The organism is Pseudomonas sp. S2_H01, assembly GCF_054668305.1.
This window is the reverse complement of sequence record NZ_CP162756.1, coordinates 1-17700: the sequence shown is the minus strand read 5'-3', so window position 1 is coordinate 17700 and position 17700 is coordinate 1. Positions and strand designations below refer to the sequence as shown.

The following is a 17700-nucleotide window of genomic DNA, read 5'->3' as shown; positions in this document are numbered from 1 at the left end:
CATTAGTTGGCCGGACCGGGCTTGCGAAGAAACACAACCAGTGGAATCACCACGACCATCGCCAGCATCAAAATCTTGAACTGGTCGACCACCGCGATGAAGGCCGCCTGGCCCGTGATCATTTCGTTGAGCGCCCCAACACCTTGCAGGGGTGTCGACGCCGTCACGGAATGTACGGCGCTGCGATAGGGCGTCAGGTGACTGGCGAGCGCCAGGTGCATCGCTTGGGTGTTGTTGTAGAAACAGGCTTGCACGATCGCAATGCCGAGCGTGCTCCCGTAGACCCGGGCCAGGTTGAACAACCCCGTGCCTTCCGGGCGAAATGTCGGGCTGAGCGTGCTGAACGCCATTTTGGTAATCGACGGCATCAACATGCCCATGCCGACGCCCTGCACGAACCCGGCGACGGCGACCGGCGTCCAGTCCATCAGCGGCGAGTAGCCCAACATCAGCCAGTTGGCATAGATCACCACGGCCACGCCGCTGGCGATGACCAGGCGGTTGTCGATGAGCGGGGGCATCCGCGTCATCAACAGGAACGTGCCGACCAGTCCGACACCGCGTGGAATGGTCATGCCGCCGGTGGTGATCGGTGGGTAGCCGAGGATCTCATCGAGCATGGGCGATGTCAGTGCCAGCGTCGGCAACAGCACGAAGCCGAAGGCGAAAAACAGGATCGTCGAGAGTACGTAGTTGCGGTCCTTGAACAGGTGCTTGCCCAGGAAATGCGTTTTGGCGGTCAGCACATGCGTGAAGAACAGATAAAAGGCCAGCGTCGAGGTCATGGCTTCGATCCAGATCTCGCGGGACTCGAACCACTCCATGCGCTCGCCGCGGTCAAGCAGCACCTGAAGCATGATCATCCCGACGGTGAAGGTGCCGTAGCCGAAAAAATCGAACGGAGGGGTCGTCGGCGCCTTCTTTCTTTCCAGCGAACACTGCGCCACCCCAACGATCACGGCGGCCACCGGGATGCTGCTATAGAACACCGTGTGCCAGCCGTGGTACTCCGCGATAAGCCCGCCGATGGCCGGCCCGCTGACGATGCCCAGTAACACCGCCGCGCCATATGGCACGCCGAACGTGGGTCGCTGCGCGGGCGGCAAGGTGTCCAGCGCGATGCTTAACGACAGTGGCGCGATGATCCCGGCTGCAACGCCCTGAATGATGCGCGCACCCATGAATTCCAGTGGCGTGGTGGTGCAGGTGGCGATCCACAGCCCGACGATGAACAGGATCAGCGCGGCCTGATACATCGTTTTCACCCCGAAACGCGCGGCCAGCCACGACGCCACCGGCATGGAGATCGCCGAGGCGGCCAGATACGACGTGAAGATCCAGCCAGCCTGATCGTCCGCCATCGAGGTGCTCGCCTGAATGAAACGCAACACCGCATTGGGGATCGAAACGTTGACCGATTGAACGTAGGTCGCGAGCAGCGCTGCGTACCTCAAGGTGCGCAAGGCGCCTGCCGCAGGTGTTCCTGCAGCACCCGCGTTCATGAGTGGTTACCCGCGGTCAACAAGGTTTTGAATGGCATCCACCATGGGCTGCTGACACCGGTGTCGACGTTGACCGTGGCGCTGATGCCTGAATACAACGGGTGCTGATGGTCGATCTCGTCGAGCTCGAGGCGAACCGGAACCCGCTGAACCACCTTGACCCAGTTGCCGGTTGCGTTTTCCGGCGGCAGAAGGGCGAAGTCCGACCCCGCACCCGGACTCATGCTGATCACGTGGGCCTTGAAGACTTTGCCCGGGTAGGTGTCGATACGGACGTCGGCTGCCTGACCGGGCCGCATGTGGGTCACTTCGGTTTCGCGGAAGTTGGCTTCGATCCAGACGTGTTTGTCGGACAGCAAAGCGAACGCCGGCGTGCCGTTGCTGACGAAGTTGCCGACCTGCAGGTCGTCCACCTTGGCCACGATGCCGTCTTCCGGCGCATAGACCGTGGCGTAAGAGAGGTAGAGTTTCGCCTCGTCGAGTTGCGTCCTGGCTTCACGAACGCTCGGATGGCTGTCGATATCCACGTTTGGATTGCCGTTCAACGCAACGACGGTGTTGGCGATCTGTTGCTCGATGGACGCGATGCGTTGGCGGGATAACTTCAGATCGGTGTCCGCACGCTCAAAGATGGCGCGCGAGACAAACTCGGTCGCGACCAGGGCCTTTTTGCGGGCAAATTCCTTCTGGTCGAAATCCGCCTGCTCTTTGGCCGATTGCAGCTCGGCCTGTTGCTGACGGTAGCTGGCCTTGAGGCTGTCGATGCGCAAGCGCGCAACGCTCAGTTGGGCCTCTGCACGATCCACGGCGATCTGGAACGGCTCTGGGTTGATGCGATAGAGCATCTGGCCCTTGCGAACCCACTGGTTGTCTTCAACCGAGATTTCCACGACCTGTCCGGAAACCCGGGCGTTGATCGCGGTCTTGGCGATGCGGGCGTAGGCGTTGTCGGTCGAAACGAACGGCGCGCGGGCGGTGTAGTGAGCGATGCCGGCAACGGCCACGATCAGCGGGACGCCGATCATGAGCCACGGTCGCGCTTTTTCTCTGAAGGGCTTGCGCGCAGGTTTTGCGATTGCGCCGGGGCCTGGGTGTTCGGAAGATTGCATCGCTGAGTTATCGAACGGTTGAGTCATGATCGAATTCACCTGTTAACCGGGAAGTCGGACGGCAGCGCTGTTGCTGGCGGCCCTGTTGTCATTGATTGCTGTGAGGACTCACACCCGGTGGCACTGGCAAAGACGCGATTCCAGCCAACCTCTCTCACAACAAAGCCATAAGCGCGTGCGGTAGGGAGGGTTGCTCCACCGCACCTGTTTCGTCGCCGCAACGCTGGGTTCGGGTTGGGCCACAACAAACTCTGGACTCAGAAATTTATGGCTTCTGAATTTTGTGCGATGATGTAAGAATATAGCCACATCCGATGAGACTCAAGGATTTTATACGACATGGCACAAAATAAAGATGGAGGAGGAAAAGGCCGCGGCCGTCCTCGTGCGTATGACCCCGACGTGGCCCTGCAACAGGCGCTTGGGGTGTTCTGGAACACGGGCTATTCGGGATCCTCGCTGGACAGCATCGCCTCGGCGGCGGGCATGAACCGCCCGAGCCTGTACGCGGCGTTCGGCGACAAGCATGCGCTGTACATCAAGGCGCTGGAGCAATACTGGGACTTCGCTGCGGCCGACATGCACGAGGCGCTGACCCACCCGGACTTGACGTTGCCCGAAGCGTTGATGCGTTTTTACGAAGGGCAGTTGTCAATCTATTACTCAGGCGATGGCTTGCCCCGTGGGTGCTTCGCGATTGGCACGGCCACCGCTGAGGCGGTCGAAGATGCCGCGATTCGCGAGGTGCTGGCCGACCGCCTTGGCAGGCTCGATGCTGAGCTCGAAGTGCGACTGCGCACCGCTGTCGACGCGGGCGAATTGAGCCCGGATGTTGATCCCGCCGCACTGGCGGTACTGGCCTCGGCGATGCTGCACAGCATTTCAATTCGCGCCAGGGCCGGGAAGTCCCGGGATGACCTCACCGCACTGGCGCGTAATGCGGTCAACGTGATCTGTGGATGAGCGATTGCGGTGCGTCGGCCAGGTGAGGGAGGTTCGCGTGGCTGAATCACTGGAAGACATTGTCGCGAAAGACCTCGCCGTGATTTTCTGCGGCATCAATCCAGGCCTGCTCGCAGCGGCTCAAGGGCATCACTTTGCGGGCAGAGGCAACCGGTTCTGGCGCACGCTTCACCTGGCCGGTTTCACGCCGGGGGAAGTGCGTCCGGAAGACGATCGAACGATTCTGGATTACCGGTGCGGCTTGACCGCCGTGGTGGATCGGCCCACCGCGCGTGCCGATCAGTTATCACTGCTTGAGTTCGAGGCAGCCGCCGCTAAGTTCGAAGAAAAAATTGCGCGCTCTGCGCCACGGTTTGTCGCCTTCCTCGGAAAAACCGCTTACGCGGCGCTGTCTGGCCAAAAGCACGTGAATTGGGGCCGGCAGGCGAGGCGCTTTGGTGATGCAGCGGTGTGGGTGCTGCCCAACCCGAGTGGCAGGAACCTTGCGTTTTCCCTCGAGCAATTGGTGCACGCTTACCGTGAGTTGCGGCTGGCCGCCGAACTGGGCGACCACGATTGCTGATGTCTGCCGTGATCAGTTCAACGCGGGCGTCGCCTGCATCGAGCGCAGCAAAGGTGCGTACTCGGCGTGGCTGACGGGGACGATGCCTGTCGCCTCCTGCGATTCGAGGAAGGTGGCCAGTCCAGCCTGATCGCTCAGCATCGCCGTGCGAATACGTTCTTTCAGCGCGCTGCAGAGTGTGCCGCTGAAGACGAAGGGGTCGTAGTAGATCGGCGAGGAGCGCCAGAGGACATTGAAGGTGTTGCGGTCGATCAAGCCCCGTTTCAGGTACTCATCGGCGCGCACGCTGGACACAAACGCGGCATCCGCTTTGCCCGCCAGCAACGCATCCAGCGATTTGTCGTGGGAGCCGGAATAGGCAATCGAGCCAAAAAAGCGCGCCAATGGCATGCCGACCGTGTCCGAGAACTCGGCGTTGGGAATGATGTTGCCCGATGTGCTGGCCGGGTCGGTCAGCACAACCCGTTTGCCACGAAGCGCCTGAACGTCGCGGGCGACCTCGCGGCGCACCAGTAGCAGTGCCTGGTAATCATGCCCGGCGGGCGTGAAATAGCCGCGGCTGATGGTCAGGCTGGCGAACGGCTCGATGCGTGGGTCGCGCTGGTACGCAAGCAGGTACGAGGCGGGGCCCAGCCACGCGATGTCGACACCGCCCGAGACAATGGCGTCGACCACGCTCTCGTACGAGGATGACGGGACGATTTCCACGGCAATACCGGTCGCGCGGCTGAGCCGATCGATCAGCGGTTTCTGCTCCTTGAGCAGCTCGTCCATGCTCTTCTTGGGAATGACCGCGATACGCAGGCTCTGCTGCGTGCATTGTGCCTGGGCGTTGTCCGCCAGCAGTAAAGCGTTGAGCAGCATGGCGCTTAGCATCAGGGTGAGGCGTTTCACTGCACGCATGTGGGTTCCGCATCCATGGAAGGCGCATCGATCAGGGTTGTCTGGGCAAACGGGGGATAGTCGCGCAGTTGTTCGGCCGATAACGGGCGGCTGAAGTGATAGCCCTGCGCGACATCGCAGCCTGCAAGCTTCAGGCACACCACTTGTTCACGGGTCTCGACACCCTCGGCGACCACCTGCAGGCCCAGGCGTTTGGCCAGAATGATGGTCGAGGAGACGATCGGGCTGTCGTCAGGGCTGTTGGACAAAGGCGCGATCAGTGTGCGGTCGATTTTCAGCTTGGTCAGCGGCAGTGATTGCAGGTGCGCGAAACCTGCGTAGCCTTTGCCGAAGTCGTCGAGGCTGATGTTCATCCCGGCCTCGCGCAGGCGGTGCAAGTGCTCGATGGCCTGACCTTCCTGATCGAGCAATGTGGTTTCGGTGATCTCCAACTCCATCCAGTGCGGGGCAATGCCATGGCGCGCCAGTTTGCCCAGCACCCGGTCACTGAAATCGGCCTGGTGAAGCTGCATCGCCGAGACGTTGACCGCCAGGCGCAACTCCCGGCCTTGTGACAGCCAGAGTTCCAGGGTTTCGCAGGCGCGGCGCAGCACTTCCCAGCCCAGCTCGATGATGAAGCCACTGCGCTCGGCCAAGGAAATGAACCGGTCCGGGTACAGCAGGCCGAACTCGGGGTGTTGCCACCGCACGAGCGCTTCGTAGCCGTCCACCTGCATTGAATCCAGACGGATTTGTGGCTGGTAATGCAGCACGAACTGACGTTCGCTCAAGGCGTTGCCGAAGGCCTGTTCGAGGATGAATTCCTCGACATCGGCCACGTTCAGCGACGGGTCGAAAAAACGGAACTGCCCGCGGCCGGCGCGCTTGGCCGAATACATGGCGGCGTCGGCGCTGCGAATCAGGTCCTCGACGTCCTGGCCGTCACGAGGACAGATGCTTACACCAACGCTCGGGCTGGTGGTGACTTCGTGATCGCCCAGGGAATAGATCGCTGACAATTTCTGTACCAGAGACCTGACCCAGGCGTCGATCTGATCTTCGGTGCGTTCACCGGCCAGCAGGACGACAAACTCGTCGCCGCCAAAACGCGCTGCTTCGTCATCCTGCTCGAGCATCCGGCTGATACGGCCAGCGACTGCTTGCAGCAACATGTCGCCGATCTTGTGGCCCAGCGAGTCGTTGATTGACTTGAAGCGGTCCATGTCGATGAACAGGATCGCCATCAGGCGTCGTTTGCCACGTTGGCTGGAGAGGGTGCGTGCCGCCACCTCGAGGAACTGACGGCGGTTGTGCAGCCCGCTGAGGTGATCGGTGGCGGCGGCATGGCTGCTGCGACGATGTTCGTCTTCCAGGCGATCGATCAACTGCTGATTGACCTGCTGCGCCAGCTCCAGCGCATTGAACGCTTCCTGGCGTTTGCGCAGTACGCGCAGTGTCCAGAACAGGGTGCCGAGGATCAGCAGCGTCATGCACAGGTTCAGCCACAGTTGGCGCTGGTAGGTGAGCCGGGAGGAGGCCAGGATTTCGTCGGTGCTCTGACTCACCACCACGCTGAAGCCCCGCTGTGGCACCCGCAGGTACATGCTCTGATAACCGCCGTTTACCGTGTGCTGGATGAGCATGCCGGTCAGATCGCCGGTGGCGGGCAGTTCGGGCGTCATTGAGGCGCCGGACACCATCACGCCGCTGTTGCTGATGCGCAGGCGTTCCTGGCCGTCGTTGTCGAGCAAGCGCATCATGCCGCTCTGACCCAAGTCGATGTGTTCGAACAGCGCGGCGAGATACCCGACGTCCAGTTGCACCACCAGCACGCTGTCCATCTTGCCGGTTGACGAATTGACCAGCGGCAGCAGGAACGGCAGCCGCCAGTTAGGTGACAACACGTTGCCTGTCGACGGCAACGATCCCGGCAGCAGGGCCTTGAAGCCGTAATGCTCGGTGTGCTGCTGCAATTGTGTGAGCCACGCAGCCGGCAACTGATGAGGCTCATCGAGGTGGCTGGCGGACACCAGTTCGCCATTGCTGTCGTACAGACTCATGCGTTTGAAGACCGGGTCTTCGGCGAGCATGCGCACCAGCCCGCGATGACGCTGGCCGAGGTCTTCTATGTCGCCTCGGGTGACGCGGCCGATGGCTTGGGCTCGGTCGACCAGTTGGCGCAGATTTTCTGCAGCGATGGTGGCCAGGTTCAGGTGTTCTGCGGATTTGGCGGTCAGCGCTTCGTGATGTGAGGTGGCTTTCTGCTGGAAATACAACGCCCACAGAAACACCAGCGTCGCGGCGCACAGCGTCATGAGCAGCCACTGCAGAAAGCTGAGAGAAGAGAAAGATCGGCGGATCACTGCTTATATTCCTGCCGCGAGATGATGGCAGAATACTACTAGTTTGTTGCGGGTTCGTGACGATCCTGTGCCCGTCCTTTTCCCGCGCAGGCGGCTTCCACTGATAAGCTCTGTGCATCAATCGATGAAAACATAGCACTTATCGTTTCAAAGTGTGTCGATCAAACTCCCGGTCATAAAGCGCCGAAAGGCTCATTAACAAGATCGCTGGAGAACAATCATGCATGGCTCCCCCCATCCGCGGGCGACGTCCGCCACGTCCAAAGCCGGTGCCGTCTTTCGCGTCACCTCAGGCAACTTCCTCGAACAGTTCGACTTCTTTCTCTTCGGCTTCTACGCCACTCAGATCGCCTCAGCGTTCTTTCCCGCTTCCAGTGAATTCGCATCATTGATGATGACCTTCGCCGTGTTCGGTGCCGGATTCCTGATGCGTCCACTAGGTGCCGTCATTCTCGGGGCTTACATTGATGACGTCGGGCGCCGCAAGGGGTTGATCGTCACCCTGTCCATCATGGCCAGCGGGACGTTGCTCATCGTGCTGGTACCGGGTTATTCGAGTATCGGCTTATGGGCGCCGGCGCTGGTGTTGGTGGGTCGCCTGCTGCAAGGCTTTTCCGCCGGTGCGGAGCTGGGTGGCGTGTCGGTGTACTTGGCCGAAATGGCCACGCCCGGACGCAAGGGCTTCTACACCAGTTGGCAGTCCGGCAGCCAGCAAGTGGCAATCGTGGTAGCGGCCGGGCTGGGGTTTGCGTTGAATCAATGGATGGCGCCTGCCGTCATCGCGGATTGGGGATGGAGGATTCCCTTCGCCATCGGATGCCTGATCATCCCGTTCATTTTTGTGCTGCGCCGCAGCCTTCAAGAGACCGAAGAATTTGCTACCCGCACCCACCGGCCCACGATGAAGGAAGTCATCGCCACGCTGTTGCAGAACTGGCGCGTGGTCGTGGCCGGCATGCTGATGGTCGCCATGACCACCACGGCGTTCTACCTGATCACGGTGTATGCGCCGACCTTTGGCAAAACCGTACTGAACCTGAGCACGGCCGATGCGTTGCTGGTGACCTTGTTGGTGGGCGTATCGAACTTCATCTGGCTGCCCATCGGCGGGGCCTTGAGTGATCGGTTCGGCCGCAAGCCGCTGCTGATTGCCATGACCGTGTTGACCATTGTCACGGCCTATCCGGCCTTGTCGTTTCTGGCCCAAGCGCCCAGCTTTGGTCACATGCTCGAAGTGTTGCTGTGGTTTTCCTGCCTGTATGGGCTGTACAACGGCGCGATGATTCCTGCGCTCACCGAAATCATGCCGGTGGAGGTGCGTGTCGCCGGCTTCTCGCTGGCGTACAGCCTGGCAACCGCCGTTTTCGGAGGCTTCACGCCTGCCATTTCGACCTGGCTGATTCACCTCACCGGCGATAAAGCCGCGCCCGCTTACTGGATGACGTTCGCCGCCGCCTGCGCCCTGGGTGCAACGTTGATGCTGTACCGGAACATCTCCGCTCGCCCTCAGTTGGCTGTCTGACCCACTGTTTGAAGTAGAAGGATTTGATATGAAAGCGTTGTTCAATGTTGTGGCTGCGCTGAGCCTTGGTTCGCTGCTGGCGAGCTCCTTTGCCCAGGCCGAAGAGCTCACCGTCATGACGTCCGGGGGCTTCACTGCCGCCTATAAATTGCTGGGCCCGCAATACGCCGCCGCCAGCGGCGACACGTTGGAGACGGTCCTCGGTCCATCGATGGGCAAGGCGCCGGAGGCCATTCCCAACCGGTTGGCGCGTGGAGAGCATGCCGACGTGGTGATCATGGTGGGTTATGCGCTGGATGAGCTCATCAAACAGGGCAAGGTCGATCCCGCCTCGCGCGTTGAGCTTGCTGATTCGCGCATCGGAATGGTGGTCAAACAGGGTGCCGCCAAGCCGGCCATCGCCACCGATGCCGAGCTCAAGGACGTGCTGCTCAAGGCCAGATCCGTGGCGTACTCCGACAGCGCCAGTGGCGTGTACATCGAGAATGAGCTGTTCAAGAAGCTGGGCGTTCAGGATCAGGTCGGGCCGAAGGGCAAGATGATCGAGCGTATTCCGGTGGCATCGGTGGTGGCCAAGGGGGATTACGAACTAGGCTTTCAGCAGGTCGCCGAACTGTTGCCCGTACCGGGTGTAACCTTCGTCGGCAAGATTCCGGAGAATGTCCAGTCCGTGACACGTTTCGCCGCCGGCATCCCGCGAAATGCAGAACATCCGCAGCAGGCAAAAGCGTTGCTCGAATATCTGTCGTCAGCCAAGGCGCAGGCTCAAGTGCAGTCCACGGGCCTGGACTCAGTGCCCCGCTGAGCGAGCGGGCATCTGCCTGACCAGTTGTTCCAGCTCGATGGCCGCGGGTGTCAAGGTACGCCCGCGGCGTTTGATCAGCCCGACGTTGCGCAGCACTTCGGGCTCGATCAGCGGGACGCTCACCAGAATCGGGTGACCCGCTGCCGGCATCGCGATGGAGGGCACCGCCGCGACCCCCAGCCCGGCTTCGACCAGACCGATCATGGTGGTCACGTGCCGCGTTTCACAGATGCTGGGCTTTTTGGCAGGCGAGCGCAGCAGCGCCTGATCCAGCACCATCCGGTTGCCTGAGGTCTTGTCCAGGCTGATGTAGTCATATTCGTACATCTCTTCCCAACTGACCTGTTGACGCTCGGCCAGGGGATGGTCGCGTCGGCAGGCGACCACGTAGCGTTCCTGCAGCAGCAATTCGAAATCGACTTCCGCCGCCAGCGTGCCGCTGAAACTCACGCCGAAATCCGCTTCGCCCAAGGCCACGGCACTGTTGACCTCGTTGGCGCTGGCGTCGAGCACCCTGACCTTGATCCTGGGGTACAACCGGTGAAACGCGCTGATCACTTGCGGCATGAAGTAGTAGGCAGCGGAGGGTACGCAGGCGATGGTCACATGCCCCATGCGCGTGGACGCAACCTCACTGATGCTCATCAGCGCGATGTCCAGGTCATCGAGCATGCGCTCGACCTGAGGCAGAAAAGCCAGCCCGACCGTGGTGAGGCTGACCTTGCGAGTCGTGCGCTCGAACAGTTTGACATTGAGCGCTGATTCGAGCTTTTCAATACGTCGACTCAGCGCCGGCTGGGTGATCCTGATCGCGTCGGCGGCTTTGCGGAAGCTGCCGTTTTCAACCACCGCCCGAAAAGCCTGCAGGTCATTGAGGTCAAAGTTGATACTCATGCATGACGCCTCGCAACCAGTCGGTGAACCATGAAACGGTGATCCGCCGAGAACAACCGCCTGAAGGTCAGCAGGACCGCGCAGACCGTGCCCAGCGCCGAGCCCGCGGCAATCAGGAACATGATCATGATCTGATAGCGGACGGCGCTTTCGGGGTTTTCGCCCGCCAGCACCTGACCGGTCATCATGCCGGGCAGGCTGACGATGCCGACCACGGTCATCTGGTTCAGCGTGGGCATCATGCCCGCGCGAACCGCTTGCCGGGCGGCCGATTGTGCCGCCTCCCAGCGGGTGCCGCCGAGTGCCAGGATCATTTCGATGGTGTTGCGGCCCGACATCAATTCCTGGGTCATGCGCTCCATGCCCAGCGACACCGCCGTCAGCGTGTTGCCCAGGATCATGCCGAGAATCGGGATCGCGTATTGAGGCTCGTACCAGGGCCGGATGCGGATGATCACGAACAACCCGATGGCCGCCACCAGCCATGAGCTGCTCCAGACCGACACCACGCTGTCGATCAACTGGCCGGCGTATGTGCGCTTGCCCCGACTGGCTGCAGAGAAGCCGGCGACCAGCGTCATCAGGCAAATCAGAGGCAGCACCACGTACCAGTCGGCATGGGCGAACACCCAGCCGAGCAGGTAACCGACTGCCAGCAATTGCACGATGGTACGCACCGAAGCCCACAACAACTGGCGCTCCAGCCCGAGCTTCAACATCAGCGACAACGCACCGTTGATGAGGATCAGCGCGGCGGCGATGGACAGGTCGGTGGCCGACAGATTCTCGTAATTCATGCTGCGTCTCCCGCGCCCAGCACGCCATTGTTCATCGTCAAGCACCGGGTGCTCATGCGTCGGGCTTGCTCGGGGTCGTGGGAAGTCCAGACATAAGCTCGCGAGCCGGCGCCTGCGTTGAACCAGTGCAGCACCAGTGATTCCACCGCTGCCGCCGATTGCGGGTCGAGCGCCGAGGTGGGTTCATCAAACAGCATCACCTGCGGCGCCAGTTGCAGCGTGCGCACCAACGCGACGATCTGCGCTTCGCCGCCCGAAAGGTCCGCGCTCGACTTGCTCAGAAACGAGGCGTCCTTACCGGCCTGCGCGAGCAGATCGGTTGCTCGTTCCAGGTTGAACCTGCGGGCCCGCAAGCTTTTCAGGGTAAAGGGAAACTGCAGGTTGTCGAGCACCGTGCCTTCGATCAACGCGGGGCGTTGCGACAGGTAAGACACGCACGTGCGGTACGCGGGAATGCTGTCATTGGAGAGCGGCGTTTGCTGCCACAGCAGTTCACCGCTGGAGGGCGCATCGAGCAAGGCCAGCGTGCGCAGGAACACACTTTTGCCCGATCCCGACGCGCCGGTAAGCGCGACTTGTGCGCCGGGCATCAAGGTAAAGTCGGTGGGTTTGAGAAGCTGATTGGCACCGCTCTGGTCCAGACGAGTCAACCGCCTGACTTCGAGCAAGGGCACGGGTGACGGAGGGGGCGATGGCACATTCGGCGGCACGGTCGTTCCTTTGGGCGGGATGAAACGCCGTGCATTATTGCCCACTTTGCAATACCAGGCATCCAAGATGCATGAACCTCCGCATTCGTCGGAATGCCGCCCAGACCAAGCTCGCTCCCAAAGGTCATGCGTCCGCCGTAGATTCTGATAAAGCCGCGATACCTGTAGGAGCCCGAGGTTACGAGGGTCTGGGCCGCACTCGGACGAATGCGGTGGGTCATTGACCCATGATGCTGCTGACCCACCGCGTTCGCCAGGCTGGCCGCCAGGAACCAGACTCCGATTACACCACTGCCGCCTTGGCGATGTCCGCCGCGCTGCCCAGGTTTTCCACCGACCAGCAGGTTTCGATCAACCTGCGCACCTGAGCATCGGGCAGGATGCCCTTGGCCAGATCCGTGAATTTGGCCTCCAGTTGCTGATCGCTCATCGGGACTTCCAGGCTGCCAATCGCGTGCTCGATGAATTTATGCAGGACGCGACCGTCTTTCAGCGTAATCGTCATGTCGACCTGCTCCGGTTTGATCGCAGGATCGATGGTTGCGGTCACCCGTTCGCGCAGGGCAATCACTTTCGGATCGTTCACTGCGCGGTCGCTGTACTGCCGCTCCCCCGCGGCCCCTTCAATGAGCGCGACGGCCACCGAATGGTAGATGCTGAACTTGCCCTCCAGACCGATTTTCGGTGTCTTCTTGCCGGTCAGCTCGATCACCAACGGGTGCACCTTGAGGTCGACACGGCTGATCTGATCGTCGGTGAGTGCGTACTGATTGCGCAACTGAATGGCAGCGTCCAGCGCCGGGTGAATCACAATGCCGCAGGCGAACGGTTTGTAGGTATTGAGCGCCGACTCATAGCGTTGCCCAAGCCCCTCGGTGATCTCGCGATAGTCCTGCTTGGTGCTGATGGTGTTGGCCCAACCGCGCTTGGCTTCGATCATGCCGTCGGAACTGGTGTAGTCCTTGGAGGCCAGGAGTGCGGCGAACAAGCCATTGCTGGCGGCGCGACCTGGGTTGAAGCTCTTGTTCATCGACCCGAACGATTCACGCAGACCCACCGGTTGCGATGCTGCCAGGCCCAGCGCCCAGACCATTTGTTGTTCGCTCAGACCGAGGATCTTCCCGGCGGCCGCCGCTGCGCCAAACACCCCGGCGGTTCCGGTGATGTGCCAGCCAACGTCATAGTGATTCGGGTACACCGCATTGCCGATCCGGCATTCGGTTTCGACACCGAGCACCAGCGCGTTAAGGAAGTCTTTGCCAGACACCGGGTGGTATTCCGACAGCGCGAGAATCGCCGAGACGACCGGACCTGCCGGGTGAATGATGGTTTTGAGGTGGGTGTCGTCGAAGTCGAAAATGTGACTGGCGACGCCGTTGAGGAATGCGGCGTTCATGATGTCCAGTCGGTCCGACCGACCCAGCAAACCCGCTTGCGGCGGTCCCGAAAAAGGCTTGAGCGCGGACAGGGCGCGCGCCACCGTTTCATGGTGCGAGCCGCCCACGGCGACGCCGACCCAGTTCATCAGGGTACGCGTGCCTTCTTTACGCACGTTGGCGGGAAGGTCCTCGTAGCGAGCATTGACCAGGTAATGCGCCAGTATCCGGGTGACCGGTTCGGGCGGTGACGAGGGGGCGGGTTCGGCTGTTTTCATTTTTTCCCCCTGCGCCAGGGCTGAAAGGGACAGGCCGGGCGTGGCGGCCGCCACCGAGGCAATAGCGCCCGCCTTGAGAAGTCCGCGTCGATTGATCGTTGTCATGGGAGTGCGCTCCTTATTTATGATTGTTTGAATGCACGTGCCGAGCAGCACCCAGCGATCATGAAGCAGCAGTGGTAGCATTTGAATTGCAACAATCTCATGGATCTATGCATGCCAAACATGAATCTGGAAATGAGCGATCTGCGCGCCTTCGTTGCGGTCGCAGAGCTGGGGACGTTCAGCGCGGCGGCGCTGGACCTGCATTTGTCACAACCCGCGCTTTCAAGGCGGATCTCGAAGCTGGAAGCCAAGATGGGCGTGCGCCTGCTTGAGCGGACCACTCGCCGTGTCGATCTCACCGTTTTTGGCCGCGATTTTGCGCGCAAGGCCCGGGACATACTCAACAGCCTCGATGAGTCACTGATCGGGTTGGGGGATGTGGCGGGGCGCATGAGCGGCGAAGTCACCGTGGCCTGCGTGCCGTCCGTTGTGCGTTATTTTCTGCCCCACGTCCTGCGCGAATTTCACGAACGCTACCCGGGTATCGTCATCCGGGTCATGGACGATGGCGCCAGTGATGTGCTGTCGAGCGTTGTGCGCAGCGAGGTGGATTTCGGCCTGAACTACATTGGCGTGCAGGAAGCCAACATCGATTTTCAGGCCGTGCTGAAGGAGACGTTCGTGGTGGCCTGCCGGCGCGATCATCCTCTGGCGGACAGGGACCAGGTGACGTGGGCCGAGCTGACGCAGTACGACTACATGAGTGTGGCCAAGGCCAGCGGCAACCGGTTGCTGCTGGATCTCGCGCTTGCGGACAGCGCGGATCTGCCGCGCTCGTTCTGCGAGGTTCGGCATGTCATGAGCGTGGTCAGCCTTGTCGAAGCCGGCGTTGGCATCGCCGCGGTTCCGCGACTGGCGATGCCCGAAGACGGTCACCCGATACTGGTCAGCGTTCCGCTGGTCGATCCCGTGGTCAGCCGCACGGTCGGTCTGATTCGTCGTCGGGGCCGGGTGTTGTCGGCGGCGGCGCAGCAGCTGTACGACATGATCGGGGAGAGGGCGCGGACGTGATTCTCAAGGATCAAAACGTCAGGGGACAGGTCCTGCGTTCGATGCCTGGCCCGTCTTGATGAAGTCCACAAACGCCCGAAGCGGCGAGGGCAGGTAGCGGCGCCCCGAGTAATAAAGGAAGGGGCCGCTGAAGCTCTGCCACCATGGCTCCAGCACCGGTTCCAGTGCGCCGCTGTCCAGGTGAGGCCGCAGCCAGTCTTCGAAAAGGAAGACAATGCCGAGCCCGTCGATGGCGGCCTGTACGGCGAGGTCGACAGCGCCGGCGATGTTGACGAGCAGCGGGCCGGTCGGGTCGACGCGCAGGATTTCGCCGTCACGCTCATACTCCCACAAGGGTATCGCGCCGCTGGGGAACTTGCCGCGCAGGCAATCGTGTTCGAGCAGATCGCGAGGATGCTCGGGGCGACCTCTGGCATCCAGGTAAGCGGGCGATGCTGCCGTGGCGAAGCGCTGAATCCGGGGCCCGATCGGCACGGCAATCATGTCCTGCTCCAGGCGATCGTCATAACGAATGCCCGCATCGCAACCGGCGGCCAGCATGTCGACGAAGCTCTCTTCAACGATCACCTCCAGACGGATGTCGGGGTGTGCCTGCAGAAAGGGCGTGATGATCGCGGGCAATACCAGGCGCGCGGCACTGGCGGGCACGTTGAGCTTCAGTGTGCCTGAGGGTCGGTCACGGAAATCGTTCACCACATCCATGGCGGACTCGACTTCGCCCAGCGCTGGAACGATCCGCTCCATCAGTCTGGCGCCAGCCTCGGTCGGCACTACGCTGCGCGTGGTCCGGTTGAGCAAGCGCACGCCGAGCCGGGACTCGATGCGTCGCACGGCGTCACTCAGGCTCGACGCCGACTTACCGCTCGTGCGGGCACCCTCACGAAAGCCACCCGCGTTCACCACGGCCACGAAGGCCAACAAGTCTTGAATATCCGCTGCCATTGTTCGCTCACCCGTACGACCTGTGCCGATTGCACCTGATTATCAGCGAAGTGGTCAATGCCTATAGTGGCCGAACACTTCTTGAAAGAGGCAAACGGCATGAGTAACGCAAACAAGGCAGGCACCTTCCACATCGGCGATCGCAGCGTCAATCGCATGGGGTACGGTGCGATGCAACTGGCCGGGCCGGGCGTGTTCGGTCCGCCCAAGGACCCCAAAGCAGCCGTCGCGGTCCTTCGCGAGGCGCTGGCGCTGGGCGTCAACCACATCGACACGTCCGACTTCTACGGCCCTCACATCACCAACCAGTTGATCCGCGAAGCGCTGCATCCCTATGCAGACGAGCTGGTCATCGTCACCAAGGTCGGTGCTCAACGGGGTGAAGACGCTTCCTGGAATCCGGCACAAAGCCCGGCTGAGCTGATCAAGGCTGTGCACGACAATCTGCGCAATCTGGGGGTGGAAGTGCTGGACGTCGTGAACCTGCGCGCCTGGGGCAACATGCATTCACCGGGCGAGGAGTCCATCGAAGAACAGTTCACCGCGCTCGCCGAGCTGCAGCGCCAAGGGCTGATTCGGCATCTGGGCCTGAGCAACGTCACGGCGGTACAGGTCAAGCAGGCGCAATCCATCGCCGATGTCGTGTGCGTGCAGAACCATTACAACCTGTCTCACCGCGACGACGAGCAACTGATTGCCGACCTGGGCAAACAAGGCATCGCCTACGTACCGTTTTTCCCGCTGGGCGGCTTTACGCCACTGCAATCGGACATCCTGTCCAGCGTCGCGACGCGAATGGACGCTTCACCGCTCCTGGTGGCGCTGGCCTGGCTGCTGCAACGTGCCCCGAACATCCTGCTGATTCCGGGCACGTCGTCGGTGGCGCATCTGCGGGAAAACCTCACCGCCAGTGAGCTGACCATCACGCCGCAGATGTTGGTGGAGCTGGATGCCGTGGCGTAGTGACGTCAGCGCGCTGACCACGCGCTCAGTTCTTGACAGGACGGGCGCGGAATCTGCCAGCTTGCGAGGCTTCGCATAGGAGCCGCCGATTCGCTTGAAACCGGCGATAGCAGAGGTAAAGCGAAACTGGTCAGGCCAAATCCAAAAAATTAAAATTGGTCTTGCCACTCTTTTCGAGCTCATATAGTTTGGTCGCAGTGATTCTCCAAGCGGGCCATGGCCCTCGATAAAAATAAATGAGAGCGCCATCTTGAACGTTTTGTCTTCTCGGCCTGACGGGCCTGCAGTTGAACCTTTCACGCGTCTTCCTTGTTTGCATCTGGAAGGTATCGTCAAGCGCTTCCCAGGCGTGTTGGCGCTCAAAGGCGTCACTCTCGACCTGCAGGCAGGCGAGGTGCATGCGATCTGCGGCGAAAACGGTGCCGGCAAATCCACCTTGATGAAGGTCATTAGCGGTCAACTATCCCCCGATGAAGGCAGCATTACGTATTTAGGGGAAAAGCGAACGTTCAAATCCGTAAATGATGCGGAGCGGATGGGCATTGCCATCATCCATCAGGAGTTGAATCTGGTACCGCACCTATCGGTGGCTGAAAACGTTTATCTGGCCAGAGAACCGGTGCGGCTTGGGTTCATCAACCGCCGCAAAATGATCGCCGATACTCAAGATTGCCTGAACCGCCTGGCGGTCAATATTGATCCAACGACGTTGGTCAACACGCTTTCGGTTGCTCAGCAGCAGATGGTCGAAATCGCCAAAGCGCTCTCGCTCAATGCCAAAGTGTTGATACTGGATGAGCCCACTTCATCCTTGACGGAGACCGAGACAGCGCAGCTTTTCCGTATCGTCAAAGAACTCAAGGTGGAGGGCGTGGGAATGCTCTACATCTCCCACCGTTTGGACGAGATGCAGCAT

General features: G+C 61.1%; 15 protein-coding genes and 1 pseudogene. 7 read left to right on the top strand and 9 right to left on the bottom strand.

The window, feature by feature from the left end; translation table 11 throughout:
• Positions 1-2 precede the first annotated feature (2 nt).
• Positions 3-1502, bottom strand: coding sequence for an MFS transporter (locus AB4N84_RS00080; RefSeq protein ID WP_460044709.1), 1500 nt, complete (start codon positions 1500-1502; stop codon positions 3-5).
• A complete protein-coding gene (locus AB4N84_RS00075; RefSeq protein WP_460044708.1) occupies positions 1499-2638 on the bottom strand; it encodes an HlyD family secretion protein in 1140 nt (379 codons plus the stop codon). The genes AB4N84_RS00080 and AB4N84_RS00075 overlap by 4 nt, the downstream gene beginning before the upstream one ends.
• A 312-nt stretch (positions 2639-2950) precedes the next feature.
• Here AB4N84_RS00075 and AB4N84_RS00070 point away from each other — a divergent pair, with 312 nt between their 5' ends.
• Positions 2951-3574, top strand: coding sequence for a TetR/AcrR family transcriptional regulator (locus tag AB4N84_RS00070; RefSeq protein ID WP_074753983.1), 624 nt, complete (start codon positions 2951-2953; stop codon positions 3572-3574).
• A 37-nt stretch (positions 3575-3611) separates the two neighbouring features.
• A complete protein-coding gene (mug, locus tag AB4N84_RS00065) occupies positions 3612-4136 on the top strand; it encodes a G/U mismatch-specific DNA glycosylase (RefSeq protein ID WP_460044706.1) in 525 nt (174 codons plus the stop codon).
• Positions 4137-4148: 12 nt separating this feature from the next.
• On the opposite strand, the gene AB4N84_RS00060 is transcribed toward mug, so the two are convergent.
• The gene (locus tag AB4N84_RS00060; RefSeq protein ID WP_460044705.1) at positions 4149-5039 is read right to left on the bottom strand and encodes a phosphate/phosphite/phosphonate ABC transporter substrate-binding protein; all 891 of its coding nucleotides are present in this window, start codon (positions 5037-5039) and stop codon (positions 4149-4151) included.
• Positions 5027-7381, bottom strand: coding sequence for a bifunctional diguanylate cyclase/phosphodiesterase (locus AB4N84_RS00055; protein WP_460044704.1), 2355 nt, complete (start codon positions 7379-7381; stop codon positions 5027-5029). Before AB4N84_RS00055 ends, AB4N84_RS00060 begins: the two co-directional genes overlap by 13 nt.
• Positions 7382-7601: 220 nt before the next feature.
• Between AB4N84_RS00055 and tcuC the strand changes: the two genes are divergently transcribed.
• Entirely contained in the window at positions 7602-8903 is a 1302-nt protein-coding gene (gene tcuC, locus AB4N84_RS00050) for a tricarballylate/proton symporter TcuC (protein ID WP_460044703.1), read from the top strand.
• A 28-nt stretch (positions 8904-8931) separates the two neighbouring features.
• The gene (locus AB4N84_RS00045) at positions 8932-9708 is read left to right on the top strand and encodes a substrate-binding domain-containing protein (RefSeq protein WP_460044701.1); all 777 of its coding nucleotides are present in this window, start codon (positions 8932-8934) and stop codon (positions 9706-9708) included.
• Here the strand turns inward: AB4N84_RS00045 and AB4N84_RS00040 are convergent.
• From AB4N84_RS00040 to AB4N84_RS00025, 4 genes are all read right to left on the bottom strand, one after another.
• Entirely contained in the window at positions 9694-10602 is a 909-nt protein-coding gene (locus tag AB4N84_RS00040) for a LysR family transcriptional regulator (RefSeq protein ID WP_460044700.1), read from the bottom strand. The genes AB4N84_RS00045 and AB4N84_RS00040 overlap by 15 nt on opposite strands.
• A complete protein-coding gene (locus AB4N84_RS00035) occupies positions 10599-11399 on the bottom strand; it encodes an ABC transporter permease (protein ID WP_074753969.1) in 801 nt (266 codons plus the stop codon). The genes AB4N84_RS00040 and AB4N84_RS00035 overlap by 4 nt, the downstream gene beginning before the upstream one ends.
• Complete coding sequence (locus AB4N84_RS00030) at positions 11396-12109, bottom strand: ABC transporter ATP-binding protein (RefSeq protein ID WP_460044699.1); 714 nt, start codon at positions 12107-12109, stop codon at positions 11396-11398. Before AB4N84_RS00030 ends, AB4N84_RS00035 begins: the two co-directional genes overlap by 4 nt.
• Positions 12110-12392: 283 nt before the next feature.
• Positions 12393-13868 (bottom strand): MmgE/PrpD family protein, encoded by a 1476-nt coding sequence (locus AB4N84_RS00025; protein WP_460044698.1) that lies wholly within the window; start codon positions 13866-13868, stop codon positions 12393-12395.
• A gap of 111 nt (positions 13869-13979) precedes the next feature.
• Between AB4N84_RS00025 and AB4N84_RS00020 the strand changes: the two genes are divergently transcribed.
• Positions 13980-14879: a LysR family transcriptional regulator gene (locus AB4N84_RS00020; protein WP_460044696.1), complete on the top strand. Its 900-nt coding sequence runs from the start codon at positions 13980-13982 to the stop codon at positions 14877-14879.
• An 18-nt stretch (positions 14880-14897) separates the two neighbouring features.
• On the opposite strand, the gene AB4N84_RS00015 is transcribed toward AB4N84_RS00020, so the two are convergent.
• Positions 14898-15821: a LysR family transcriptional regulator gene (locus AB4N84_RS00015; protein WP_460044694.1), complete on the bottom strand. Its 924-nt coding sequence runs from the start codon at positions 15819-15821 to the stop codon at positions 14898-14900.
• A gap of 99 nt (positions 15822-15920) precedes the next feature.
• On the opposite strand from AB4N84_RS00015, the gene AB4N84_RS00010 reads away from it, so the two are divergent.
• Both AB4N84_RS00010 and AB4N84_RS00005 read left to right on the top strand, forming a co-directional pair.
• Positions 15921-16784, top strand: coding sequence for an aldo/keto reductase family oxidoreductase (locus tag AB4N84_RS00010; protein ID WP_460044693.1), 864 nt, complete (start codon positions 15921-15923; stop codon positions 16782-16784).
• A gap of 349 nt (positions 16785-17133) precedes the next feature.
• Positions 17134-17532: pseudogene (locus AB4N84_RS00005) on the top strand (ATP-binding cassette domain-containing protein); the annotation flags it as partial.
• Between the last annotated feature and the right edge of the window lie 168 nt (positions 17533-17700).